Source organism: Flavobacterium algoritolerans, from assembly GCF_030010385.1.
Classification (GTDB): Bacteria; Bacteroidota; Bacteroidia; order Flavobacteriales; family Flavobacteriaceae; genus Flavobacterium; species Flavobacterium algoritolerans.
In genome coordinates, this window is record NZ_JASCRZ010000001.1 from 272,627 (window position 1) to 297,454 (window position 24,828).

The following is a 24,828-nucleotide window of genomic DNA, read 5'->3' on the forward strand; positions in this document are numbered from 1 at the left end:
TAGCTTCTAAAATTAATATTCGGAAAAGCGCTTGTCCGTTAGGTATTGTGTGTCTGTCAACGTTTTTAGAAAAGCAATTATTTTTGATTTTTCGGTTGCTGTTAAAGGGATTCCAAGCGACCCGTTTTTATTTAAAATGGGGTCTAAAGTAACTGAATATACAACTCCTGAATTGTAATGTTCCATGACTGCTTCCAGCGTAAATAACCGTCCATCATGCATGTAAGGTGCGGTTTTTTCTATGTTTCTAATACTTGGCACTTTGAATTTATACTTGTCCTGAGGCAACTCAGTAACACGGAAACGACCAACATCATTGTACGCGGGATCTACTGGCAAACCGTTGTTTCTAAAAGAATTATCGGTAAATAAATCCGTGGCGTGACACGAAGCACATTTTTGATTAAAAAGCGCGTATCCCTGTTGCTCGTCCTGAGTGAGCGTCCCAAATGATTCGTTGCGGCGGAACTTGTCAAAACGAGAATTAGAGGAAGTGATCATCACCATGAATTGCCCCAAGGCTTTTAGCATGTTTTCGGAATTAATTTGTCCATCAAAAAAAGCCACTTTGAATAGCTTTTGGTACTCTGAATCACTTTTCATCATCGTGATGGCTTTGGCAAAATCGCCATTCATTTCGATAGGACTTGTAAACGGAATAATGGGTTGCAAATCTAAATGTGTGGTTGCTCCATCGTACATAAAAGTGGTTTGATAGGCCAAATTCTGGATTGGTGGCGTGTTTCGCGTTCCAATAGCGTCATCTACTCCGTGGCTCAAAGTGTGGCCGTGATGCGTAAATGCATCTTCTTGAATGTGACAAAACCCACAGGAAACTATTCCATCTGAAGCTAATCGACCGTCATAGAAAAGCTTTTTTCCGAGTTCAAACCCTTTTTCGGTAGGTGGATTATTCGCTAAATCATATGCCAAAGGCGGAAAATTTGCAGGAACTTGAAAATCCAAAGGAATATCCTGATAATCATTGCCTTCATCAGTAGAACAATACCACAGCAACGGAAAAATGAGCAATATGATATATTTTGCTTTCATTTTTTATATTTTTTTAAAAGCGGTCAGACTTTGATATCCAACCGCTATCAGTTTGAAAATTAGTCGTTATGAACGTGGTCTATTGTAAACATAGAGGAAATATTAGCGGTGACTAACGCTAATTTAGCACCACCCATCACGGTTGCAGATTCTGAAAAATTGATTTTATTAGTCCCATCAATAAGTTGAGATAAATCAGCCATAATGTGAACTTGAGGCGTAATTGTAGTTCTCACCAAAGCATTTTCAGGAAAATCTAAAGTAACTTCAATGTGGTTATAATCCGTTCCCGTCTGTCCGGTATGTACTTTAAATTCTTTGGCTGTTGTTACCGTAGGAGCTGTAAAAGAACCTTCGAAAGCAACAAACTTATAACCCGCACTCCAAGACCACATCATTTCTGCGGTTTGAGCTGTTACCAAAAAATCTCCTTGACCGGTTGCTCCAGCTTCCCACTGCGTTTTATCAACTCCAATTCCGTATTTTACTTTAGTATAATTTCCAGCAGGAATATTGGAAAGATTCAACGTCAAAGTTGCCGGCGTTGCTTCATCTACAATAAAATAACTTTGGCTTTTTGGGTAGGTAAATGTGGTTCCATCTGCTTTTGTCAAGACAATATTACTCACAATGTATTTCACTTTAGAAACTGTTATAACCTCAGCATTAGAATTTGTATAGTTTGTATTAAAAGCAAAATTCGCTGATTTGTATACGTTATCGAATTCTAATTTAAGATTCCCATTACCGGTAATCGTTTCATTATCATCGTCATTTGAGCAAGAAAATAAGGTAACTGCAATGACCACTACAGCCAGTATATTTTTTAATTGAAATTTCATTTCTTTAGGTTTTATTTTAAATATAGGTATTCATTTGCATACCATTTTTGGATTATTTATTTCCAAAAAAACAGCAAACAGAATCTAGTCCGTTGTATAAAACGGAGAAAAAAAAGCACACTACGTGCCTAAAAATTTAAGAAATGAAAGTGGGTGGATGAAAAACAGAAGTGCTATTCAAGTGAAAGTATAAATTAGAATAGTATGGGTTTATTTTTTCTTTGGTACCAAAACAAACGGGTACAATTACAAAAGATTTAATTTCCTCAAAAATGAGTACGTCAAGTATTAGAGAAGTTCCTTTTTTATCCGAAGAAAGAGGCTTTTCAGCATCAGAAGCTTTAGCTAATTCTTTCATCAAATGACATTTTCCGTTACATTGCATTTTAGGTTTATCCTTATTGATACAAAGCACTTTTGAGATATATTCATAATTCACGACATACTCTAAAACCGGCAGAATGGGCTTTACAAGCATGATCAATACAATGATGAATATAATTTTTTTCACGGTGCAAATTTACACAATCATTGAGTGATAAAAAATGTTTTTAAATAGAATAATCAGGTAAAAATCATTCTATTTAAAAACAAATATTTAAAGGCTTTATGCCAATTTTAATTCGGGGATTTCAATCTCCCCTAATTCTAATTTATAGAAATTAAATTGACTAAAAATCTCTTTTTTAGCACTTTCAAAAAAAGGAGTTACTAAAAATAAATCTTCATAATAAGTAATTCCCTGCAGTAAATTATTTTTAAATGAATTCCATTTTTTAATTTGTCCCAAAGTTATTTCTTCAGAAACGGATACAATTTCATTTTTCAGATAATCCAAATACATTTTTAACTCTTTCACAAATAGATTTGGTCGATTAATAACCGTCAGTACAGAAGTGTTTCCATAAATATGCTGCACCATTTTAAAAAGTGAAACTTCTTGGTCAAAATAAGCCATATTGGGTCCTGGACAAATAATTACACCCTGCGCCTGCCCTTTAATTTTAATGTCATTTTCAAGATACGAAGCATTGGCTAAACCCACACAAAGACAAGCTTTCTCCGTAATGCTGTTTTTCTTTTTTTCGAAAACTTCAGCAGTTAAAATATCTTTTTGAAGCAGTAATTCTTCCAGTTTCAAGTCTTGGTATTTCTTGGAAGAGGTACAAGTTCCTTTTGCATCGTATTCTTTGCTCAACGCCAAAAATCGTTTTGGACACGAACTTCCCGCTTTGCTTTCCTCAATTCGTTTCAATTTTAATTTTTCATTCGTCGTCCCTCGCAACGTATTGAAAGGAATTCCCAATGGCGAAATATGACTTAAATACAAATCATCTTCTTTAGCTCCAGCCAATAATGCTCTGGTATGTTTATCTACCGAAGTCGCCTCGGGAACTAATAAAAACGGCGAACCCCAACCCACGGAATCAACTTTATAAGTTTCCAACAGGAAATCATGTTCTTCAGCAGTTCCTACACCGCCTTGAACGGTAATTTTTAACTCCAAAGGCTGTTCCGGAACATGCATTTCTTTTTGTCCTAATGCCTTAACCATCAACTCATGCGCAGATTGAATCAATTGCTCTTTTTTTTGTTTAAATTCTTCTAGAATTGGTCCCAATAAAAAGCCGTCGGTGGCAAAAGCATGTCCCCCACAATTCAATCCGGATTCGATTCGATATTCAGAAACCCAAAGTCCTTTTTTCGCTAAAAAATTACCTTGAATCATCGCCGAACGGAAATCGCTCACTTTCAGCGTAATTTTCTTTTTCAGTTTGTTATTCGAATCTGGAAAGAAAGCCGAAAAACTTTCGAAATAGCTGTATAATCTTGGATTCATCCCAGCCGATAAAACTACCGAAGATTCTAATGTGCTATTGACAAACCCTCGCAGCGCAGCATGTGCATCATTGAAAGCAATGGGTAATTGTTCGTCTTTGATGAAATTATCCTTATCCAATTTGGTCATAATATTAACATCTATGTCGCCCGGATAAAGATTTTTCTCCAGATAATTTTTGATGTTTTCTTTGAAAGCAAAACCGTCTTCCATGACGTTTTGCAACCCTGTTTTAATCTCGGATTTGTTGGGCAGCATGGCGATGTAATTTTCCAAAGCTAATTTACTTTCGGATAATTCCGCTTTGAAATTTTCAAATTTTTCCTTGACGATTTTATCCACCAAATTCAAATAAGAAGTAATGCGTTCTGCGCGATAATCATGTATTTTTTGGGTAATTTCCTGATAAGGCATATCGAATTTCTTGCTGTAAAAAGCATTCATTTTTTCGATAAGCTCATCATCCATAATAGAAATTACAGACGATATTCCATACTTTGCCACTCGTATCGGACTATCAATTGTATAAGCAAGTCCCATAACCGGGATATGAAAAGTATGAAGTGGATTATTTTTTGTCATGCTAAAATGATTTAATAAATAAACCACAAAAGTCAAGAAAGAAAACGGTATAAAAGCTGATAAATATCATGCTTTAGCATTCACAAAATATACTTTTTTGATGTCTTTTACACAAACCATAGCAATTATAAATATTCACTTACGATTAAAATCAAACGATAAACTTTTGTTAACGATTAAACTTTTCTAATCTATCCTCGTCCTATATGCATAAAAATTAAAACAATACATATGAAAAAATTATTTATCGCTGCATTATTAGTTGTCGGAATGACAAGCTTTGCACAAGAAAAAAAAGCAATACCAGAGAGAGCCAAAATGGAGCAAATGACTCCTGAGCAAAGAAACCAATTGCACTTGAAAAAGATGACTTTGGAATTAGATTTAAATGCTTCACAACAAAAAGAAATGAGTAAAATCATTGCGGAACAAAGCGCCAAAAGAGAAGCTAAAATGGCGGAACGAAAAGCAACTAAAGATTCAGTCAAAAAACTTACTTCTGACGAACTTTTTGCTAAAAAAAGCAAAATGTTAGACGAGCAAATTGTGATGAAAGAGAAAATGAAAAAAATTCTTTCAGCTGATCAATTCAACAAATGGGATGAGATGAAAGAGAAAAGACACAACGGAATGAAAAAAAGAATGGCATATCATCAGAATAGAAAACAAGCAAAAATGGGTGAAAAAAAATAATCCATTTAATTAAACTATTTCATCTTACTTCATAAAAAAGCCCCAAATTTGGGGCTTTTTTTCATTTAAAATGTTTTCGATACTTTGTCTATGGCTCGAATGGTAAAATCTAAATCCTCATACGTTAATGCATCGGTAATAAACCACGTTTCATATGCCGATGGCGCAATATAAATTCCTTCTTGCAATAATCCGTGAAAGAATTTCTTGAACGTCTCGTTATCGCCGTTTGCAGCGGTTTGAAAATCAACAACCGGAGCAGCATCAAAATGAACCGAAATCATCGATCCAATACTGTTGATTGTAAATGTAACGCTATTTGCTTTCAACACTTTATCAATTCCTGCAGCCAAATAAGCTGTTTTCTCTTCTAATCTTTGAAAAATAGCACGGTCCGTATCTAAAGCTTGCAACATTGCCAATCCAGCCGCCATTGCCAACGGATTTCCAGACAATGTTCCTGCCTGATAAACGGGACCTAACGGAGCCAGATAATTCATAATTTCTTCGCGGGCAGCAAAAGCACCAACTGGCAATCCTCCACCAATTACTTTCCCGAAGCAAACAATATCAGCTGTTATATTGAATAATTCCTGAACACCACCTCTAGCGAGTCTGAAACCAGTCATAACCTCATCAAAAATCAATAGAATTCCATTATCGGTACACAATTGGCGCAAGCCTTCCAAAAAGCCTTTACTTGGCGGAATACAACCCATATTCCCCGCAACCGGCTCCACAATTATAGCTGCAATTTCATTTTTATTCGCTTCAATTAAAGTCGCTACATTTTCTAAGTCATTGTATTTTGCAAGCAAAGTATCTTTGGCTGTTCCAGCTGTAACTCCGGGACTGTTTGGCGAACCAAAAGTAATTGCTCCACTTCCCGCTTGGATTAAAAACGAATCCGAATGACCGTGATAACAACCTGCAAATTTTATTATTTTATCTCTTTTGGTAAATCCGCGAGCCAATCTTACAGCACTCATACAGGCTTCGGTACCTGAATTTACAAATCTAATTTTATCTATATTTGGAACCATGGAAACAGCCAAAGCTGCAATTTGAGTTTCCAATTCTGTTGGCATCCCAAATGAGGTTCCTAACTTAGCTTTCTCAATCACGGCTTGTACGACCGGTTCGTAAGCGTGTCCTAAAATCATTGGTCCCCAAGAATTGATATAGTCAATCAAACGGTTTCCATCTTCATCGTACAAATAAGCACCTTTGGCACTTTTGACAAAAATTGGAGTTCCACCCACTGCTTTAAAAGCTCTTACTGGCGAATTTACACCTCCCGGAATTACTTTTTCTGCTTCAGCAAAAAGCTGACTGCTTCTTTTATACAACATTTATGAATTATGAATTATAGTTATTTTTTCAATTATTTTACCATTAACCTCTGTCCAATAGAAAGCGTATTGTCAGAAAGATTATTTTTTTGTTTTAAATCATCAACCTTTAAATCGAATTTTTTTGAAATGGAATACAGCGTATCCCCTTTTTGAACAACGTATGAAAATAAGTCTTGATTGATTGTATTTCTCGATTCAATTGTTAATTCTTCAACCATTTGTTTTTCATTAGACACATAATTTACATCTAAAACCTGATTGTCATATTGATGCAAATTGTAGCGCTCAATATAAGAAATCAACTTATCCGGATATTTTGGATCTGTGGCATAACCTGCAGCTCTTAGCCCTTTTGCCCAAGCTTTATAATCGCCTTTTGAGAATTCAAACAGCTTGGAATACCTGCTTCTTCCTGTCAAAAATAACGCGTGATCTTTGAAGGATTCTGAAGGATTGTCATATTTCCTAAAGCACTCCTGATCAGAATCATCGTTATGCTTAACGCTTTCTCCTGTCCATCCTACGTGACATTTTATTCCAAAATGATTATTGGCACTTATTGCTAAATCACCTCTTCCTGCACCTGATTCTAAAATCCCCTGAGCCAAAATAATACTTGCGGGAATACCATAATTTTTCATGTTTCCCATTGCAATTGCTTTAAATTTAGAGATATACGATACGATAACATCATTAGTAACCACTGTTTTTGAAGTTGAAACAATTACTTCTGTTTCTCGATTACCTTGTTCTTTTTTTACCGGTTTTGCAACTGTTGGTCTTGTAGTGGCAGGACTTGACACAGCTGGTTTTTTTATCGTGCGTACTACCTCTGGTTTTGGTTTTATGGGAGCTTTCTTTGTTACAATAACAGGTTTTGCGGCATTACAACCTATCAAAGTAATTATGGTAAGAAGCAGTAGGATTTTTTTAAACATTGATATCGATTGTTGGTAATTGTTTGTTTCTGAATTTCATATTCATTCCTTGAATTCCCTGAATTCCACCTGTATGAATTAGTAAAATTTTTGATTCGGCAGGAAAATAGTTTTTTTGAATTAAATCTATAACGCCAAAAACCATCTTTCCCGTATAAATGGGGTCCAAGGGAATCTGATTTTCCATGTAAAACTGATTAATGAATCCGATTAAGGCTTCATTTACTTTCCCGTAACCCCCAAAATGATACTCCGTAATTAAGTCCCAATTTTCATTTTGGACAAAATTACGAATTTCCTCTTTCAAAAAATCACCTTTTAAAGCGGGAAATCCTAAAACTTTTTGGTGCGATAAAGCACTGTTAATAATTCCAGAAATGGTACCGCCTGTTCCTATTGAGCAACAAATATAATCAAATTCAGCATCTTCCGGAGTTAGAATCTCTTGACAGCCTTTGATGGCTAAAGCATTTGTTCCTCCTTCAGGTATTAGATAAAAATCGCCAAATTGCTGTTTTAATTTCTCTGAAAATGAAGCCTCGCTTTTTAAGCGGTACTCTTCTCTTGAAATAAATTCCAATTGCATTCCGCAATTTTGAGCAAATGTCAATGTGGGATTCTCTGCTATTTTACTCCCTAATTCATCCCCACGAATAATTCCTATGGTTTTAAATCCTTTTTCTTTTCCTGCAAAAGCTACTGCTGCGATATGATTTGAAAAAGCACCTCCAAAAGTAAGTAGCGTTTCAAAATGCTCCGTTTTCGCTTGCAGCAAATTGTATTTCAGCTTTCTGAATTTATTTCCGGAAACAAAAGGGTGAATCAAATCCTCCCGTTTGATGGCTATTGAAATAGAGTTTAGAAAGCGAGATGTTACCTGTTGATTCAAGTGGAGTGATTTGATACAAAGGTAAAATTATATCTAATAAAAATGCAACCTTCACAGATTGCATTTTTTGTTTCATTTATGTTGACTCTTATCTAGTGATAATTATTTTTTGACCAACTTCAATTTTATCTTTAGTTGCAATTTTAACGATATAAATTCCATCACTAAGTCCTGAAGTAGAAAAGGTATAAGACGAATTCGATCCTAAATCCTTTTTATTAAAAATTAATTTCCCGGCTACATCATATAAATTGCAAGTAGCAAGATCCAATAATAATGGATTACTAATGGTTAAGTTCTTAGTTGTGTTATTTTGATAAACCACAAAACTTTGGCGAGCTGTTTCGTCAACTCCTAAAGCAACATTGTTTTTAAAAGTAATTTCAAACTGTGTGTTGTTCACTCCTGCCGGCAATGTCAAATCATAGAAATCGTTTTTGATGTCGTGGTATAAATCGGTTGTTTTATCATGCAAATAAACGGCATTGGTCCCAGTAAAATTCAACATTCCCTTTACTGTAATCTTAAAATTAGCTTGATTTGTATTTTTAAAACCAATTGGAATCTTTTTATCCATATCAAAATTCACTGCGTTTATAAGGTATTCATCATTATCTATCACAAAATAAACATCTGCAGGACTATCATCACTGGAAGATATTGCATCCATCGCACGATCAACCCCATCAGTAGCACCAGGTACAAATGCCAGAACAATTTGACGAACTCCTTGATTGTTCAATAAAGTATTAAATCGGATTTGAGGTGTTGGTAGAACACTTACGGTTTTGTAATCAAACCCAGATACTGATGAAATATCAGCCATATAAGTCGAAGTAGTCTTTATTTTATTTGAATTTACACTTCTTTCAAATTCAGAAAAATTCGATGCACCTTCTTTAACAAAAACCCTGTAGCTATTTTTCATCTCTACTGTTCCGTTAACCAATCCGTCAATCATGAAACCTTGTCCAATAGGAGAAAAACGTCTTTCATAATTTCCTCCTGTTCCAGAAGCCGATCCTTCATTTCCAGAACCATCGTAGGAATAAAAAGTAGCTGGCACGTAAATCCCACTACTACCAATAGTACCAGGAGAAAAAGCACCATATCCACCTTTATAATCGGCAATAAAATGGGAATCAACTGTTTTATCCTGTTCCCAGAAATAAGCAATTCCGGTGCAATTTGTTTGTTCAATTAAAAAAGCAGACAAATCTATCGCTGATGGATAAGGATTTCCTGTCAATGTAAATTGCTCAAATGCTACTGGAACAGAAATAGTTCCATCATTTGGTTTTCCTCTAAAATCGTAACGCTGTTTTCCTCCAGGATTGTTTTGAACTCCATTTACAGTTGTTAAATTAGTCCCTGAACTCCCTTTCATCGTAAATCCTTCTCCTGCATTTATATTTGAAGTTACTCCTACCTGATTCCAATCTGAATAATTGGATGAAGCCGTTAACTTAAAAATCCAATAGGGTGCAATTGCAAATGGGCTGGCAGTTCCATCGTAATTATTCATTGCCAAAGGAGTTGAGTTGGTACTATTTGTCACATCTACAATATTTTTTAGTTGCGTGATTCCAAAAGCAGAATTTCCTGCAATTGCATTACTGCCACCAACTGGAGAACACCAATAATCGAATTGATAATTGTTTGTAGTCCCTTCTTGAAAAACGGACAAGCTTCCAAGTCCTTTATTAGCACTTCCTGATGTAGCACCTTGAACCAACTGAGCATCTGTCCTTAAATAGAAATTACTGCTGGCAGCATTTAACTCCAGTTGCTGTTTCACAAAAACTACTTGGTTATTTGCAAAAACATAACTATTAGGACTTACATACATCTGGGCATTTAGACTGTTCTGTAAAAATAATCCAGTAACAATCAATAGTGTTCGTTTAAGTAATTTTGAGTCCATAAGCCAGCATTTTAAATTAATTTGTATGAAGTAAATTATATTTTTTATGAAGACATTATACCTGAAATAATGCCACTTTAATTTTAAAAAATGAAATCTTCTTTAGCCTTAAAAGGTCTAAAAACACATTCCTAAATCAAGTATTTCAGCTAATAAAAGCTGTTTTGAGTTATTTTTATTTAAAGTTACAAAAAAAATAGAATAGGAATCAGTATAAATACCGATAAAAAGTATAAATAATCGATTAAATACATCTTTTTTTATTTTAAATATATAATTTCTTACAATTAAAAATTTAAACAATAGCAATTAACCATTTAAGGATTTCTAATAAAAAAATATTTAAAACACTGTAAGTTAATACTGTAGAATTGTTTTAACTCAACAAACAAAAAGCGATAAAATACAATCGAATGAAACAAAATGATTCGCCTAAGACTATTCCTATTTTATGTCTAAATATTTTAAGAATCGAAAAGAAAGTCTGTTTTTTAGGTATTCAAAATTTGATTCATTTGTATAAGCTTCTCTTTCAAAACTAATGTTTCTGTAAGCCAGATTTGCATTTTTATACTGAATCAATCGAACACAATATTCTATCAGATACCAAATAAAAAAGGGAAGTATTAATAATTCTAATTGTTGGCGAAGATGAATTTTCTCGTGATTGACAAAAATTCTATTTCCTTTATCTATTTCATATTTTACAAATACAAAAGGAAATACAGCCAATCCACGATATCCTTTAGGAATTAAATATTTAGCAACAATCAGAAACATTCGCTATAAAATTTATAAATTTGTAATGATAAAAGGGTTCTATTTAATGAAAATCTCAATCGTTTGAGTTGATTTTAATGAATTAGTAATCCAAATAAATTTTACAATAGAATAATCCCAAACATGATTGACCAAAGTAATGAAAATAAATTGATAGAAGGGGAAGATTTCTATTACACACCCGAGGGCTATAAATGCTTTACTGAAAAATACCATTTAAAACGTGGTTATTGCTGTAAAAGTGGCTGTCGCCATTGTCCCTATGGTTTTGATAAAAAAACAGGAACCAATAAAAAGTAACCGCATTTTAGAATCAAAATCAACAAAATAAGAAAACGTCAGTTTTAAAAAACATCAAATAAAATGGATATTTGTTCACAGAAATATAGAATCAAAATTCACAAATCCTACCACAGGTCGGATATTCGTTATCCTTAGTTGTTTCATTTTTTTTACACAAAGTTTAAGCTTCTTAAACGAATCAACACAAAAAAATTAACGAATCAACAGCTAAAAATGACTTTTCAAGAACAAATACAACAAGGAATTCCATCGGTTTTACCAAAACCAAAACCATACGAAATTGACATCAATCACGCTCCAAAGCGTAAAGAAATCCTTTCGGTTGAAGAAAAAAAATTGGCACTTCGCAATGCCTTACGTTATTTTGAACCGCAACATCACGCAGAATTAATCAAAGAATTTTCAGAAGAACTGGAAACCTATGGTCGCATTTATATGTACCGTTTGCGTCCAGATTATAAAATGTACGCAAGACCTATTGCTGAATATCCTGGAAAATGTGAGCAGGCCAAAGCAATTATGCTGATGATTCAAAACAATTTGGATTATGCCGTAGCACAACATCCGCATGAGCTGATTACTTACGGTGGAAATGGAGCCGTTTTTCAAAACTGGGCACAATATCTTTTGACGATGCAATATTTGTCTGAAATGACAGAGGAACAAACGCTGACCATGTATTCCGGGCATCCTATGGGATTGTTCCCTTCCCATAAAGAAGCTCCGCGAGTTGTCGTGACTAACGGAATGGTAATTCCTAATTATTCTAAACCGGACGATTGGGAAAAAATGAATGCATTAGGTGTTTCTCAATACGGGCAAATGACGGCAGGAAGTTACATGTACATTGGTCCGCAGGGAATCGTACACGGAACAACCATAACGGTTTTGAACGGTTTTCGTAAAATAAAACGCAGTCCAAAAGGCGGCTTATTCGTCACTTCTGGTTTGGGCGGAATGTCTGGCGCTCAACCAAAGGCCGGAAATATTGCCGGTTGCATCACCGTTTGTGCCGAAGTAAACCCTAAAATAACACACATTCGTCACAGTCAAGGATGGATCAATGAAGTGATAGAAAACGTGGATGAACTCGTAAAAAGAGTCGCTTTGGCGCAAGCCAATAAAGAAGTTGTTTCTATCGGGTATCTTGGAAATGTGGTTGATGTTTGGGAAAAATTTGATAAAGAAAACATTCATATCGATTTAGGATCCGATCAAACTTCCTTACATAATCCTTGGGCGGGCGGCTATTATCCAGCTGATCTTTCCTTTGAAGAAGCCAATGAAATGATGGCTAATAATCCTGATTTATTTAAAACAAAAGTTCAGGAAACATTACGCAGACATACCACGGCAATTAATAAGCACACTGCAAAGGGAACCTATTTCTTTGATTATGGAAATGCTTTTTTACTGGAAGCTTCCCATGCCGGTGCTGATGTTATGTCAGAGAATCATATTGATTTCAGGTATCCGAGTTATGTACAGGATATTATGGGACCAATGTGTTTTGATTATGGTTTTGGTCCTTTTCGATGGGTTTGCGCTTCGGGAAAACCAGAAGATTTAGCCCAAACAGATTTAATTGCTTGTCAGATTTTGGAAGAAATGGCAAAAACAGCTCCCGAAGAAATTCAGCAACAAATGCAGGATAATATCCATTGGATAAAAGGCGCACAGGAAAATAAATTAGTCGTTGGTTCTCAAGCCCGAATCCTTTATGCTGATGCAGAAGGTCGTGTTAAAATTGCCGAAGCATTTAATCAGGCTATTGCCAAAGGCGAAATAGGAACTGTCGTTTTAGGCAGGGATCACCATGATGTTTCCGGTACTGATTCTCCATACAGAGAAACTTCAAATATTTATGACGGCTCAAGATTTACAGCTGATATGGCGATACAAAATGTCATTGGAGACAGCTTTCGAGGTGCTACTTGGGTATCCATACACAATGGCGGTGGCGTGGGCTGGGGCGAGGTAATAAACGGTGGATTTGGTATGGTTCTTGATGGATCTCAAGAAGCTTCAAGACGTTTAGAATCAATGCTTTTCTGGGATGTCAACAATGGAATTTCCAGAAGAAGCTGGGCTAGAAATGACGGAGCATTATTTGCAATAAAAAGAGCGATGGAGACGCAACCTTTATTGAAAGTGACCATCCCTAATATAGTAGCCGACAATTTGTTGGATTTTTAAAAATTTGAACGTAACTTTAGTAAACATATAGTAATCAAATAACTAACCCATGAAAGCAATTAAACTCCTTCCAGTACTCCTACTTTTTGTAGCTGCATCTTGCAGTTCCATAAGAGTGTATTCCGATTATGATAATAACATAAATTTTAGTCAATATAAAACGTATGCTTTCCATAAGAAAGGCATCGATAGAGTTGAAATTTCAGAATTGGATAAAAAAAGAATCCTTAATGCCATAGACCGAGAATTAAGCAAAAAAGGGATGACCAAAAGTGAAAATCCAGATTTGCTGATTAATATTCTTACCAAAGAAAGAGAACGAATAGACGTAAACCAATACAATGCCGGTTGGGGATATGGATGGGGTTACGGATGGAATCCTTACTTATGGGGAGGTCGAAGCACTTATGTTTCCTCTTCAACCGAAGGAACATTGTATATTGATTTAATTGATGCCAAGAAAAAAGAATTGGTTTGGCAAGGTGAAGGTGTTGGTTATCTAACTGAAAACCGCACTGAAAAAGAAAAACAAATCAATGAATTTGTCGCAAAAATTTTAGAGCAATTTCCTCCTAAAGCAAAATAGTTTACCATTACATTTCAACATAAAAGCCTACCTTTGCGTAGGCTTTTTTTATACCCGATCATGGCACAATTTAACGACATTACCACATTCGAAGATATCAAATTACTGGTTGATACTTTTTATTCTAAAGTTCAAAAAGACGAATTTATTGGACCCATATTCAACGAGAAAATAGGCAACCGCTGGCCGGAACATCTGGAAAAAATGTACCGCTTTTGGCAAACTATTTTACTTGAAGTGCATTCTTATTCCGGAAGTCCATTTCCACCACACAAACAATTACCGGTTGCCAAAGAGCATTTTGACCGCTGGATGGAAATTTTCACAGCAACTACCGATACTTTATTTACAGGCCCATTGGCCGAAGAAGCGAAACTTCGCGCCAAAAATATGGCTGAAATGTTCCATTATAAAATTGATTATTTCCGCAATCTTGAAAAAAATCAAACGAACAATTCATAGTTTTTAAAGTGGGTTTTTAATCCAAAATCAGATCCTTTTTGAAAACAGCAACACATTTTTTTATGCGCAAATTATTATTTCTTGTCGTTTTACCCGCTTTTCTTCTTTCTTGTTCCAATTTAAAACAAACCGTTGAAAACAAACCAACTCCAAGTTTAAAGTTAATCAGCTCGATTGAAATTCCATTTGAGGAAACGTTTCAGAATACAAAAGTGGGCGGTTTATCCGGAATCGATTATGATGCAAAAAACGATTTGTATTACCTGATATGTGATGACAGATCGATGTTTAACGATTCGAGATTTTATACTGCAAAAATTCGTTTGCTCGAAAATAAAGTAGAAGGTATCGATTTCCAAAGTGTCAGCACTTTAAAAAACGAAACCGGAACAGCGTATGGCGATTGGAACACCACACCAACTACCTCAGCAGATCCCGAAGATATCCGATTCAATACAAAAACGAATACTTTGATTTGGAGCAGCGAAGGTTCGCGAGTACTAACTGCCGACAAGGAAGTTTTACAAAATCCCTCGTTGAATCTTATGGATTTAAAAGGTGATTTTCTAGGCAATGTTACTTTACCGGAAAATTTAAAAATGCAAAAGCTAGAAAAAGGCCCCAGAAATAATGGAACTTTAGAAGGAATTACATTCGATTTTAAATACAAAAATATTTACACCAATATTGAAGAACCTTTATTTGAAGATGGCGACCAAGCCAATACCAGCAAAGGAAGTTTAATCAGATTGTATCAATTTGATGCCAAAACAAAAAATAACATTGCTCAATTTGGCTACCAACTGGAACCCATTGCTCGTGAACCCAATCCAAAAGGCGCTTTTGGTGTAAATGGCGTTTCGGCAATTCAATATTATGGTAAAAAACAGTTGTTGGTAGTGGAACGCTCCTACTCGACCGGAACACAAGCCTGCACAATAAAAGTATTTTTATGTGATTTGAAAAAAGCAACTAATGTTAAAAATCACCCTTCACTACAGAACCAAAAATTGGAATTAGCTTCTAAAAAACTGATTCTAAATATGGATGACTTGGGAATTTTTATTGATAATATCGAAGGACTTACTTTTGGTCCAAAACTGACAAATGGTAATCCATCTATCATTTTTGTTTCGGATAATAATTTTTCTGATAAACAAAAAACACAGGTTTTGGTGTTTGAGTTGGTGAAGTAGTAAATCCGAAAAACATCTTTTAATCCCCAACTCCCCTAGCCCCGATTGCAATGAAAAGCTTTTTGCGAAAGCCGTTTTGGTTTTTCTTGTTGCTGCAGAGCGACCAAAGGAAGCTCCTGCGGGAACTGTAGAAAAACTAACGGGTTTGCAAAAACTTGCAATGAAAAGCGGGAAATAGCTCCTGAAATTCGTACTTTTGCAGTAGAACTACAACGTTTTCGATATGAACTCAACTATAGAAAGCAATCCGTTATTAGACCGATTGCCAAAGCACTTAAAACAATTCATTAAGCCTCAGGATTATAGCGATTATACGCCCATAAATCAAGCGGTTTGGCGTTATGTGATGCGCAAAAATGTAGATTACTTATCAAAAGTGGCGCATAGTTCCTACTTGGAAGGCTTGAAAAAAACGGGAATCGAAATTGACAATATACCGAGCATGTATGGCATGAACCGTATTTTGACCGAAATAGGTTGGACTGCAGTTGCCGTGGATGGATTTATTCCGCCTAATGCTTTTATGGAATTTCAGGCCTATAATGTGCTTGTAATTGCTTCTGACATTCGCCAACTTGAACATATAGAATACACGCCTGCGCCGGATATTATTCACGAAGGTGCCGGTCATGCGCCCATTATTGCCAATCCGGAATATGCGGAATACCTGCGTCGTTTTGGTGAAATAGGCTGTAAAGCGATTTCTTCGCATCAAGATTACCAAATGTATGAAGCTATCAGACTGCTTTCAATCTTGAAAGAAGCTGAAGATACATCGCAAGCCGATATTGATGCTGCTGAAAAAGCAGTGGAAGATTTGCAGAATAATATGGGTGAATTATCAGAAATGGCGCAAATTAGAAACCTTCATTGGTGGACTGTGGAATATGGTTTGATTGGAACTATCGACAATCCAAAAATTTACGGTGCCGGACTCCTTTCGTCTATTGGAGAAAGTGCGTGGTGCATGACGGATAATGTAAAGAAAATACCTTACGATATATCAGCGGCGAACCAAAGTTTTGACATTACAAAACTGCAACCGCAACTTTACGTTACTCCAGATTTTGCTTATTTAAGTTTGGTTTTGGAAGAGTTTGCCAATAAAATGGCGTTGCGTACAGGAGGATTATCCGGAATTAATAAACTGATTCATTCCAATGCTTTAGGAACAATTGAATTGAGTACCGGAATTCAGATTTCGGGCGTTTTCACCAATGTTATTGAAGAAGAAGGAAAACCCGTTTATATCCAAACAACCGGAAAAACAGCATTATCTTACCGTGAAAAAGAATTAGTAGGCCATGGAACAATTAAACATGCCGAAGGTTTTGGAAGTCCTATTGGAAAACTTAAAGGTATAAATCTAGCGATTGAAGACATGAGTCCAAGAGATTTAAGTGCTTATTCTATCACTGAAAGTAAAACTGTAACCTTAGAATTTGAAGGTGATATCACCGTAAAAGGGGAAATTATTACCGGATCCAGAAACTTACACGGAGAGATTATTCTAATCAGTTTAAAGAATTGTACCGTGACACACGGAGAAACTATTTTGTTTCAACCGGAATGGGGAATTTACGATATGGCTGTTGGTAAAAAAGTGATTTCAGCATTTTCAGGACCTGCTGATGTGAATAGTTTTGATTTGATTTCGCATATTCCAACAAGCAAAACCATCAAAGCGAAACATACCGCGGAACGTGATGATTTAGAGGTTTTATACCAAACGATTCGAAACATAAGAGAAACAAAGGATACCGAAGCTTCTTTAGCTCCAATTTTTGATAAATTACACACCAATCATCCAAACGACTGGTTGTTATCTGTTGAAATCGCAGAGCTTTTGAAGGACCGAAACGAACCTCAATTGCTACAGGAAATAATGGTTTATCTGGATCAATTGAAAGTAAAAAGACCCGAAGTAGCCCATTTGATTGCTGGTGGTTTGGACTTGATTTTCGATAAAGAGAAAGCTTAGGTTTTTTCTCGGAAAACATAAAAAGAATTAAACACGACCCGAGCAAAGCGAACGGACGAAGTAATTGCGCTAATTTCCACGAATTAATTTGTGGAAATTAGCGCAATTTGTGTTTAAAATTTTATCTAAAGTTTTATTTGCTTACCAAAATCTTTCTCGCTTTCGATAACCTTTCCTTCGTATTGCAATTTCCACCCCATGGTATTGGTCAGAATCAATATTTTAGATAATTCGCTTATCAAGCGATTTTGAGCATTTGTTTTCAAAGATGATTTTTCTATTTTCTTCGCCAGATTAGCTTTTACCGATTTGTTGATTTTATTGTAATCATCTCCCGTAAACGGATTCAATTTGCTTTGCTCGACATCATAAAATTGGATGTCAGGACTGATTTTTATTTCTTCTTTTGGAATACTTACAATTGTGATGGTTTTATTCTTTTCATCGATATCGTATTTCATTTTGTGCAAATCATATGCTACAGTCACATCGGCATTGACGACAACCAAGGCTTTTTTCTCGAAAGAAAGCATGTCCAACAAATATTTTTGCTGATTTTTGTAGGTGATGACTTCCGAAAAATGACCTTCAGTAACGACCAATTTTCCAACGTTTAGAATTTGTTGCTGAATGAGATTTGTGTTGTACGTGATGTCTTCATCATCGTTTTTCTTAAAATCACAGAATTTGAACAATAAAAATATTCCAACAATAACTCCTATTCCAATAAGTATTCTTCTAAGCATAATTAAAATTTCATGAATGAATATTGATTCTCCAATTTAGTGATTTTTTCTCTGACTTTGGTCTCGAACTTTAAATGACTTTCAGAATTTGGGTTAAAAGGCTTGTGCGAAAGGCTTTTTTGGATATTCTCCACTTCATCCATCACAGCAAAAGCAGTTTCAGAAATGGAAGTTTCCTTGAAACGTTTCCAGATATAGTCGATTGCCACTTGATTGGGATGCAACATATCTTCGGCATAAAAACGGTAATCCCGAAGTTCATCCATCATGATTTCGTAGCTGGGAAAATATTCAGTACTCAGTTTACAGTGCTCAGTATTCAGAACATCGTGAATTGCAGAAATTAAGTTGGCTTTACTCCATTGATTTTCTACAAAACCGTCTTTAATGTGGCGCACCGGCGAAACCGTAAAAATAATAGTGCAATTAGGATTTACCGCATGAATTAGTTTTACTGTATTTACAATACTATTTTTTATTTCTTCAACAGAGAGTAATTCTTTATTGAACTGTTTTTGAGGTACTTTATGGCAATTCGCCACAATAGAATCGCTTTCTATATTACGATAAACCCAAGAGGTTCCATACGTGATGACGAAATGTGTTGATTCGGTTATTTGTTGATTTGTTGATTTGATTATTGTGTTTAATGATGCTAATAATTCCTCTTTATTTGAATTACTCAAATCTGAATGTACATCAAAACAATGCCACCGTTCATTGTGAAAAAAAATATCGTTTTCTGTAAATTGCTTTCCGAAAACAGCAAAATCAATTAACTTTTCAATCGCTAACGGATGAAACAAAATCCCAACTGGATTACAGCTGCTTTTAAATTTAAAATAGTCCAATTTCTCCGCCATATTTACCGCAAAACAAGAACCTAAAGACATAATAGTAGCATTATAATCTATTGGATAATCACTTTTAGGAATGGGAATTTGGGTTCTGAATTGCATTGCTATTTTATTTACTACAAATTTGAATAATTTTAGCGAATTAAATGAGGTTTAGTTCTTTTTTCATTGGTATAAAAAACCCTTTCAGAGTTTTAAACTTTGAAAGGGTTCTCATAAAATTAGATATTTTATTAGTAGAAATATTCTGTTTTCAAATACCCCGTATTTCCATTAGCTAAAATTGCTGTTTCCGAAACCCGTTCTGTTGGATAATTCTCAGAATCGTATTTAAAAGAGCTTTTATAAAAATTAGCTACCGATAATGCTTGGTCTCCATTTGTAGTAGTTGCAATTACTGTATTTATTAAACTGTTATTAGACGATATGGTCTCCATATGGTCCAATAAATTTTTATATCCTAAAATATTATACAACGGATTATTTTTAGCATCATAGTCAAAAGCTATACTCTCACTTGAGGTGATTCCTACTGGCATAGTATCTAAAATCCTTTCATTTTTGATCAAATTTTCGTTCTCAAAATACAATGTTCCATGAAATTCTTTTACTTGCTGATTACCTGAAATCCTGAATCTTTCATAAGAAACCGTTTTATCTGTATTATGAATGTAATTTATTCTGTAATTACCAAAAGATTCAACTTTAACTAATTTACCCACAAGGTAACTGTATTCAATGGTCTCCGAAAGCTGATTTGTTTTATTTAGTATTACCCTTTTTGTAATTAAACCATCCGTATACGTGAAATCAGTATGTTTCTCAGCACCGTCAATACTAACTATTTCAGTTCCATTATAAGTATATACAGTTGTTTCTGAAGTCCCATTTTCTGAAGTTTCAACAACTTTCTTTAGCAATTTTAAATTATCGTCATTATCATTTGAACACGAATAAAGTGTCAATAAAAAAATTGATAATACCCAAAAAATATTTTTTGTTTTTTTCATTATAATAAATAAATCGATTAACCTTCCTCAAACCTTGGGGTGCTACATCAATCAAACCTAGAGAAATAAAGTAAAAACGACAATATTCATCGTTACAATCCCTATATTTCAGTTAAACTACTATTTTTAAACTTAAGAAAGGCCTTGTAAATAGTGTGTTGAACAAAAAAACAAACCCTTTTAGAACATCTGTCCTAAAAGGGTTTTTATTATAAAAAATAAATTTGTTCTACTTTACAAAGTCAATCGCTTTTTCCAAAGCTTGTTGAATTCCTGCAACATTTTTTCCTCCAGCTGTAGCAAAAAACGGTTGTCCGCCACCACCACCTTGGATAAATTTACCCAATTCACGAACAACTTGTCCAGCATTTAGGTTTTTTTCCGCGACTAATTCTTTAGAAACATAACAGGTTAACATTGGTTTTTCTTCATCGGCTGTAGCTAAAACCAAAAATACATTATTCCCTAAATTCCCCAATTCATAAGCCAAATCTTTTGCTCCTTCTGGATTCAAATCGACCTGTTTAGCTAAGAATTGAACGCCGTTTATTTCCTGTATTTCAACAATTAAACTCGCTTTCATGTTTTTCACTTTATCTTTTACCAAAGCCTCGATTTGTTTGGACAATTTTGCATTTTCTTCTTGCATCGAATGAACGGCTTTCAAAATATCCTGAGGATTTTTCAAGGCTGTTTTTACTTCATTCAATGTGCTTTCATACGATGCGAAATGTGCTTTTACCGCATCACTTGTAATGGCTTCAATACGACGAATTCCCGCAGCAACCGCTCCTTCAGAAACGATTTTGAAATGCCAGATTTCAGCTGTGTTTTTCACGTGGATTCCTCCGCATAATTCCATGCTTTCGCCAAATTTAATCGCACGAACCTCATCACCATATTTCTCTCCAAAAAGCGCCATCGCTCCTTCTTGAACCGCTTGCGCAAAAGGAATATTTCTTCTTTCGATAAGTGGCAATTGCTCCTGGATTCTTGCGTTTACAAAATCTTCTACTTGTTGCAATTCAGTTTCCGTCATTTTAGCAAAATGCGAAAAGTCAAAACGCAAATAGTTTGGATTTACCAAGGAACCTTTTTGTTCTACGTGAGTTCCAAGAATACTTCTCAAGGCTTGGTGCATCAAGTGTGTAGCCGAGTGATTTCTGGAAGATAAACTTCTCAAATCCTGATTTACTTTGGCCACAAAACCAGCGTTTACATTTTCCGGTAATTTTTTTGCAAAATGCAAAATCAGATTATTTTCTTTTTTGGTGTCGATGATTTCGATGGTTTCATTTGCAGAAACCAACGTTCCTTTATCACCTACTTGCCCTCCTCCTTCTGGATAAAAAGGCGTGTTATCTAAAACAATTTGGTATAAAACACCGTCTTTTTTGCTGTCAACTTTACGGATACGAGTGATTTTTACGTCACTTTCTGATTGATCGTACCCTACAAATGTTTCTATATTTCCAGGAATTAAAACAGACCAGTCTTCGGTAGAAACTTCTGATGCAGCGCGGGAACGATTTTTTTGTTCTTGCATAGCAGCATTAAAACCAGCTTCGTCCAGTTCGAATCCTTTTTCTCTAAGAATCAATGCCGTTAAGTCAATTGGGAATCCGAAAGTATCGTATAACTCAAATGCTTTTGCTCCAGAAACAGTTGAACCTTTAGTTTCCGCAACAACATTTTCAAGTAATTGTAATCCTTGATCTAATGTTCTCAAGAAAGAAGCTTCTTCTTCACGAATCACATTGGTAACCAATTGTTGTTGCGATTTAATTTCCGGGAAAAATTCCCCCATTTGATTCGCTAAAACAGCAACCAATTGATTGATGAAAGGTTCTTTGGTGTTCAAGAACGTAAATCCGTAACGAATCGCACGACGCAAAATTCTACGAATTACGTAACCAGCACCCGTGTTTGATGGTAATTGTCCGTCGGCAATAGCGAAAGCTACCGCACGAACGTGATCAACCACTACACGAATAGCGATATTGGTTTTCTCCTCGACTGCGCTCGGAGTGACAGAATTATCAAGATATTTATATCCTGTAATTTGCTCTACTTTTTCAATAAGCGGTGTAAAAACATCGGTGTCATAATTCGAAGTTTTTCCTTGCAATGCCATACACAAACGCTCAAATCCCATTCCGGTATCAACGTGTTTTGCAGGCAGTTTTTCCAGAGAACCATCGGCTTTACGGTTGAACTCCATAAATACATTGTTCCAGATTTCCACAACTTGCGGATGGTCATTGTTTACCAAACTTTTTCCTGAAACTAAAGCTTTTTCTTCTGCAGAACGAATGTCAACGTGAATTTCTGAACATGGACCACACGGACCTTGATCTCCCATTTCCCAGAAGTTGTCTTTCTTGTTTCCAAGAATGATTCGGTCTTCATCGATCAATTCCTTCCAAATGTCCCAAGCTTCCTGATCGAACGGTACGTTTTCATCCGGATTTCCTTCGAAAACGGAAACGTATAAGTTTTCTTTAGGAATTTTATACACTTCTGTCAAAAGTTGCCAAGCCCAGTTGATGGCTTCTTTTTTGAAATAATCACCAAAAGACCAGTTTCCCAACATTTCAAACATAGTGTGGTGATACGTATCAAAACCTACATCTTCTAAGTCATTATGCTTTCCTGAAACACGAAGACATTTTTGCGTATCGGCAATTCTGGTACTTTTTGGAGTTCCGTTCCCCAGAAAATATTCTTTGAACTGCGCCATTCCTGAGTTGTTGAACATCAGTGTTGGATCATCCTTTAGAACTATGGGTGCCGATGGAACGATTAAGTGTCCATTTGATGCAAAAAAATCCAGAAATTGTTTACGTACGTCTTGTGATTTCATTTTTATTGTTTGTTCGGTTATTTGTTAATTTGGTTAATCGGCTGCATCGCATAAACGAATAACCAAATTAACGAATTAACATTTTTTTGCCCCAGATAGCAGTGAAAAGCTTCGAGATTTATAGATTTATTTTTTCTTGAGGTGGCAGAGCGACTCCCGAAGTCTCGAGATAAGATCCTGCTGGCTCATTAGAAAAAAAGATTTATAAACGAGAACTTGTAACGAATAGCTGGAATAGGCACATTATTTTATTTATTATTGAAAAAAGGGTGTAACAAATGAAACATTTATTAAATTTGTTCGTCTAACCTTTTACAGTGTGCAAAAATAGGGTATTTTAAAATATGTCGAAAGTAAAATATTATTACGATTCCGAAAATCTAGCCTATAGAAAAATAAAAACACGAAAAAGAAGAAAACTTGGTGTTATTATTCTGTTTTTATTGGCATCGGCATTGTTTGGTTTTTTGAGCTTCATTGTTTTATTGAACACTCCTTATTTTGAAACGCCGAAAGACCGTTTGCAAGCACGTGAAATTGAAAATTTGAGATTGAATTATGCGCTGCTGAACAAAAAAATGGATCAGGTAAATGGCGTTATTGAAGCTATTGAAAATCGAGATAATAATTTATATCGTGTGTATTTCAACAAATCAGCGATTCCGGATTCTATTCGAAAAGCGGGATTACCAGGAATAAGCAGGTATAAAACACTAGAAGGTTATGACAATTCCCAGTTGGTAATCAATACCACAAAAAGAATTGATGTCCTTAGCAAGGAATTAGCGATTCAGTCGAAATCATTGGATGTTATTTTGAAATTGGCAGATGCTAAAAGTGATTTTTTGTCTGCCATTCCTGCCATTCAGCCAGTACGAAATGAAAATTTAAAACAAGTGGCCTCTGGTTTTGGATACCGAACGGATCCTTTCACAAAAGCAAGGAAAATGCATGAAGGCATGGATTTTACAGCTAAAACAGGAACACCCATTTATGCCACAGGTGACGGAGTTGTAGCAAAAGCGGACAATACTGCCTCAGGATTTGGAAATCATATTGTTATTCGGCATGGATTTGGATACGAAACTTTATACGCGCATTTGAGCAAATATAAAGCTAGAGCGGGACAACGCGTAAAACGAGGCGACATTATAGGGTATGTGGGAAGCACGGGAAGATCCGAAGGGCCGCATTTACATTATGAGGTTCACAAGGATAAAAAAGTGGTGAATCCGCTTAATTTTTATTACGGAAATATTTCGGCTGTAGAATATGTTGTGATTGCACAATTAGCAAATCAAGAGAATCAATCATTAGATTAATGCTCTAGAAAAGTGATCAGGTGTAGGAGAAAAAAGTCTACAGGTTGCAGAATTAAAAGTCAAATAAAAGAAACATGCATATTGAGCTTTCTAAAGATAAAAGATATTACAGTATTGGCGAAGTAGCCAAAGCATTTGACGTGAATGCATCGCTGATTCGTTTTTGGGATAATGAATTTGATATTCTGAAACCAAAAAAAAATGCGAAAGGCAATCGAATGTTTACTCCAGAGGATATCACTAATTTACAACTGATCTATCATTTGGTCAAAGAAAGAGGTTTTACGCTAGAAGGTGCCAAAACCCATTTGAAAGAAGGACAAAAGAAGACTTTGGATAAGTTTGATATCATTAGAAAATTAGAAACGATACGCACACAATTAACAAATATTAAAAACGAATTGTAGTCA

General features: G+C 35.3%; 22 protein-coding genes. 9 read left to right on the forward strand and 13 right to left on the reverse strand.

Annotated features, from left to right (window positions below; all coding sequences use genetic code 11):
- Positions 1-12 precede the first annotated feature (12 nt).
- The 4 genes from QLS65_RS01120 to QLS65_RS01135 all read right to left on the reverse strand — a co-directional run bounded on the left by QLS65_RS01120 (position 13) and on the right by QLS65_RS01135 (position 4,317).
- Positions 13-1,053, reverse strand: coding sequence for a cytochrome-c peroxidase (locus QLS65_RS01120; RefSeq protein ID WP_282714683.1), 1,041 nt, complete (start codon positions 1,051-1,053; stop codon positions 13-15).
- 59 nt (positions 1,054-1,112) lie between these two features.
- Positions 1,113-1,895, reverse strand: a complete 783-nt coding sequence (locus QLS65_RS01125; RefSeq protein ID WP_282714685.1) for an MbnP family protein — start codon at positions 1,893-1,895, stop codon at positions 1,113-1,115.
- 136 nt (positions 1,896-2,031) lie between these two features.
- Positions 2,032-2,406, reverse strand: coding sequence for a hypothetical protein (locus tag QLS65_RS01130; protein ID WP_282714687.1), 375 nt, complete (start codon positions 2,404-2,406; stop codon positions 2,032-2,034).
- Between the two features lie 96 nt (positions 2,407-2,502).
- The gene (locus QLS65_RS01135) at positions 2,503-4,317 is read right to left on the reverse strand and encodes a hypothetical protein (RefSeq protein ID WP_282714689.1); all 1,815 of its coding nucleotides are present in this window, start codon (positions 4,315-4,317) and stop codon (positions 2,503-2,505) included.
- A 231-nt stretch (positions 4,318-4,548) separates the two neighbouring features.
- Between QLS65_RS01135 and QLS65_RS01140 the strand changes: the two genes are divergently transcribed.
- Positions 4,549-5,010: a hypothetical protein gene (locus QLS65_RS01140; RefSeq protein ID WP_282710566.1), complete on the forward strand. Its 462-nt coding sequence runs from the start codon at positions 4,549-4,551 to the stop codon at positions 5,008-5,010.
- 65 nt (positions 5,011-5,075) lie between these two features.
- Here the strand turns inward: QLS65_RS01140 and hemL are convergent, their stop codons facing one another.
- The 5 genes from hemL to QLS65_RS01165 form a co-directional block, all read right to left on the reverse strand.
- Entirely contained in the window at positions 5,076-6,362 is a 1,287-nt protein-coding gene (gene hemL, locus QLS65_RS01145; protein ID WP_282714691.1) for a glutamate-1-semialdehyde 2,1-aminomutase, read from the reverse strand.
- Between the two features lie 32 nt (positions 6,363-6,394).
- Entirely contained in the window at positions 6,395-7,303 is a 909-nt protein-coding gene (locus tag QLS65_RS01150) for a glucosaminidase domain-containing protein (RefSeq protein WP_282714692.1), read from the reverse strand.
- Positions 7,296-8,192 carry a 1-aminocyclopropane-1-carboxylate deaminase/D-cysteine desulfhydrase gene (locus QLS65_RS01155; RefSeq protein ID WP_282714693.1) on the reverse strand — a complete coding sequence of 299 codons (897 nt, stop codon included), beginning with the start codon at positions 8,190-8,192 and terminating at the stop codon, positions 7,296-7,298. Before QLS65_RS01155 ends, QLS65_RS01150 begins: the two co-directional genes overlap by 8 nt.
- An 88-nt stretch (positions 8,193-8,280) precedes the next feature.
- Positions 8,281-10,116 carry a T9SS type A sorting domain-containing protein gene (locus tag QLS65_RS01160; protein ID WP_282714695.1) on the reverse strand — a complete coding sequence of 612 codons (1,836 nt, stop codon included), beginning with the start codon at positions 10,114-10,116 and terminating at the stop codon, positions 8,281-8,283.
- Positions 10,117-10,560: 444 nt separating this feature from the next.
- Positions 10,561-10,896: a hypothetical protein gene (locus tag QLS65_RS01165; protein ID WP_282714697.1), complete on the reverse strand. Its 336-nt coding sequence runs from the start codon at positions 10,894-10,896 to the stop codon at positions 10,561-10,563.
- Between the two features lie 123 nt (positions 10,897-11,019).
- Between QLS65_RS01165 and QLS65_RS01170 the strand changes: the two genes are divergently transcribed.
- The 6 genes from QLS65_RS01170 to QLS65_RS01195 all read left to right on the forward strand — a co-directional run bounded on the left by QLS65_RS01170 (position 11,020) and on the right by QLS65_RS01195 (position 17,620).
- A complete protein-coding gene (locus QLS65_RS01170; RefSeq protein WP_158589746.1) occupies positions 11,020-11,196 on the forward strand; it encodes a C1orf53 family protein in 177 nt (58 codons plus the stop codon).
- 216 nt (positions 11,197-11,412) lie between these two features.
- Positions 11,413-13,395 carry a urocanate hydratase gene (hutU, locus tag QLS65_RS01175; RefSeq protein ID WP_282714699.1) on the forward strand — a complete coding sequence of 661 codons (1,983 nt, stop codon included), beginning with the start codon at positions 11,413-11,415 and terminating at the stop codon, positions 13,393-13,395.
- Positions 13,396-13,444: 49 nt separating this feature from the next.
- Positions 13,445-13,981: a DUF4136 domain-containing protein gene (locus tag QLS65_RS01180; protein WP_282714701.1), complete on the forward strand. Its 537-nt coding sequence runs from the start codon at positions 13,445-13,447 to the stop codon at positions 13,979-13,981.
- 60 nt (positions 13,982-14,041) lie between these two features.
- On the forward strand, positions 14,042-14,443 hold the full coding sequence (locus tag QLS65_RS01185; RefSeq protein WP_282710581.1) for a group III truncated hemoglobin: 402 nt from the start codon (positions 14,042-14,044) through the stop codon (positions 14,441-14,443).
- A 62-nt stretch (positions 14,444-14,505) separates the two neighbouring features.
- Complete coding sequence (locus QLS65_RS01190) at positions 14,506-15,639, forward strand: esterase-like activity of phytase family protein (RefSeq protein WP_282714703.1); 1,134 nt, start codon at positions 14,506-14,508, stop codon at positions 15,637-15,639.
- Between the two features lie 223 nt (positions 15,640-15,862).
- Positions 15,863-17,620, forward strand: a complete 1,758-nt coding sequence (locus QLS65_RS01195; protein ID WP_282714705.1) for an aromatic amino acid hydroxylase — start codon at positions 15,863-15,865, stop codon at positions 17,618-17,620.
- 125 nt (positions 17,621-17,745) lie between these two features.
- On the opposite strand, the gene QLS65_RS01200 is transcribed toward QLS65_RS01195, so the two are convergent.
- The 4 genes from QLS65_RS01200 to alaS all read right to left on the reverse strand — a co-directional run bounded on the left by QLS65_RS01200 (position 17,746) and on the right by alaS (position 23,096).
- Entirely contained in the window at positions 17,746-18,366 is a 621-nt protein-coding gene (locus tag QLS65_RS01200; RefSeq protein WP_282714706.1) for a DUF4230 domain-containing protein, read from the reverse strand.
- Positions 18,367-18,368: 2 nt separating this feature from the next.
- Positions 18,369-19,325, reverse strand: coding sequence for a GSCFA domain-containing protein (locus QLS65_RS01205; protein ID WP_282714708.1), 957 nt, complete (start codon positions 19,323-19,325; stop codon positions 18,369-18,371).
- Between the two features lie 131 nt (positions 19,326-19,456).
- Positions 19,457-20,233, reverse strand: coding sequence for a hypothetical protein (locus QLS65_RS01210; RefSeq protein WP_282714710.1), 777 nt, complete (start codon positions 20,231-20,233; stop codon positions 19,457-19,459).
- A 229-nt stretch (positions 20,234-20,462) separates the two neighbouring features.
- On the reverse strand, positions 20,463-23,096 hold the full coding sequence (gene alaS, locus QLS65_RS01215; RefSeq protein WP_282714712.1) for an alanine--tRNA ligase: 2,634 nt from the start codon (positions 23,094-23,096) through the stop codon (positions 20,463-20,465).
- Positions 23,097-23,440: 344 nt separating this feature from the next.
- On the opposite strand from alaS, the gene QLS65_RS01220 reads away from it, so the two are divergent.
- Both QLS65_RS01220 and QLS65_RS01225 read left to right on the forward strand, forming a co-directional pair.
- A complete protein-coding gene (locus QLS65_RS01220) occupies positions 23,441-24,418 on the forward strand; it encodes a M23 family metallopeptidase (protein ID WP_282710594.1) in 978 nt (325 codons plus the stop codon).
- A gap of 74 nt (positions 24,419-24,492) precedes the next feature.
- A complete protein-coding gene (locus QLS65_RS01225; protein ID WP_099714491.1) occupies positions 24,493-24,825 on the forward strand; it encodes a MerR family transcriptional regulator in 333 nt (110 codons plus the stop codon).
- The last annotated feature ends 3 nt before the right edge of the window (positions 24,826-24,828 follow it).

What these genes read in the sequence shown, in the direction of transcription:
- QLS65_RS01120 (WP_282714683.1), bottom strand. Translation starts at nt 1,053, where the DNA reads ATGAAAGCAAAATATATCATATTGCTCATTTTTCCGTTGCTGTGGTAT.
- QLS65_RS01125 (WP_282714685.1), bottom strand. Translation starts at nt 1,895, where the DNA reads ATGAAATTTCAATTAAAAAATATACTGGCTGTAGTGGTCATTGCAGTT.
- QLS65_RS01135 (WP_282714689.1), bottom strand. Translation starts at nt 4,317, where the DNA reads ATGACAAAAAATAATCCACTTCATACTTTTCATATCCCGGTTATGGGA.
- QLS65_RS01140 (WP_282710566.1), top strand. Translation starts at nt 4,549, where the DNA reads ATGAAAAAATTATTTATCGCTGCATTATTAGTTGTCGGAATGACAAGC.
- hemL (WP_282714691.1), bottom strand. Translation starts at nt 6,362, where the DNA reads ATGTTGTATAAAAGAAGCAGTCAGCTTTTTGCTGAAGCAGAAAAAGTA.
- QLS65_RS01150 (WP_282714692.1), bottom strand. Translation starts at nt 7,303, where the DNA reads ATGTTTAAAAAAATCCTACTGCTTCTTACCATAATTACTTTGATAGGT.
- QLS65_RS01160 (WP_282714695.1), bottom strand. Translation starts at nt 10,116, where the DNA reads ATGGACTCAAAATTACTTAAACGAACACTATTGATTGTTACTGGATTA.
- QLS65_RS01165 (WP_282714697.1), bottom strand. Translation starts at nt 10,896, where the DNA reads ATGTTTCTGATTGTTGCTAAATATTTAATTCCTAAAGGATATCGTGGA.
- QLS65_RS01170 (WP_158589746.1), top strand. Translation starts at nt 11,020, where the DNA reads ATGATTGACCAAAGTAATGAAAATAAATTGATAGAAGGGGAAGATTTC.
- hutU (WP_282714699.1), top strand. Translation starts at nt 11,413, where the DNA reads ATGACTTTTCAAGAACAAATACAACAAGGAATTCCATCGGTTTTACCA.
- QLS65_RS01180 (WP_282714701.1), top strand. Translation starts at nt 13,445, where the DNA reads ATGAAAGCAATTAAACTCCTTCCAGTACTCCTACTTTTTGTAGCTGCA.
- QLS65_RS01185 (WP_282710581.1), top strand. Translation starts at nt 14,042, where the DNA reads ATGGCACAATTTAACGACATTACCACATTCGAAGATATCAAATTACTG.
- QLS65_RS01190 (WP_282714703.1), top strand. Translation starts at nt 14,506, where the DNA reads ATGCGCAAATTATTATTTCTTGTCGTTTTACCCGCTTTTCTTCTTTCT.
- QLS65_RS01195 (WP_282714705.1), top strand. Translation starts at nt 15,863, where the DNA reads ATGAACTCAACTATAGAAAGCAATCCGTTATTAGACCGATTGCCAAAG.
- QLS65_RS01200 (WP_282714706.1), bottom strand. Translation starts at nt 18,366, where the DNA reads ATGCTTAGAAGAATACTTATTGGAATAGGAGTTATTGTTGGAATATTT.
- QLS65_RS01205 (WP_282714708.1), bottom strand. Translation starts at nt 19,325, where the DNA reads ATGCAATTCAGAACCCAAATTCCCATTCCTAAAAGTGATTATCCAATA.
- QLS65_RS01210 (WP_282714710.1), bottom strand. Translation starts at nt 20,233, where the DNA reads ATGAAAAAAACAAAAAATATTTTTTGGGTATTATCAATTTTTTTATTG.
- alaS (WP_282714712.1), bottom strand. Translation starts at nt 23,096, where the DNA reads ATGAAATCACAAGACGTACGTAAACAATTTCTGGATTTTTTTGCATCA.
- QLS65_RS01220 (WP_282710594.1), top strand. Translation starts at nt 23,441, where the DNA reads ATGTCGAAAGTAAAATATTATTACGATTCCGAAAATCTAGCCTATAGA.
- QLS65_RS01225 (WP_099714491.1), top strand. Translation starts at nt 24,493, where the DNA reads ATGCATATTGAGCTTTCTAAAGATAAAAGATATTACAGTATTGGCGAA.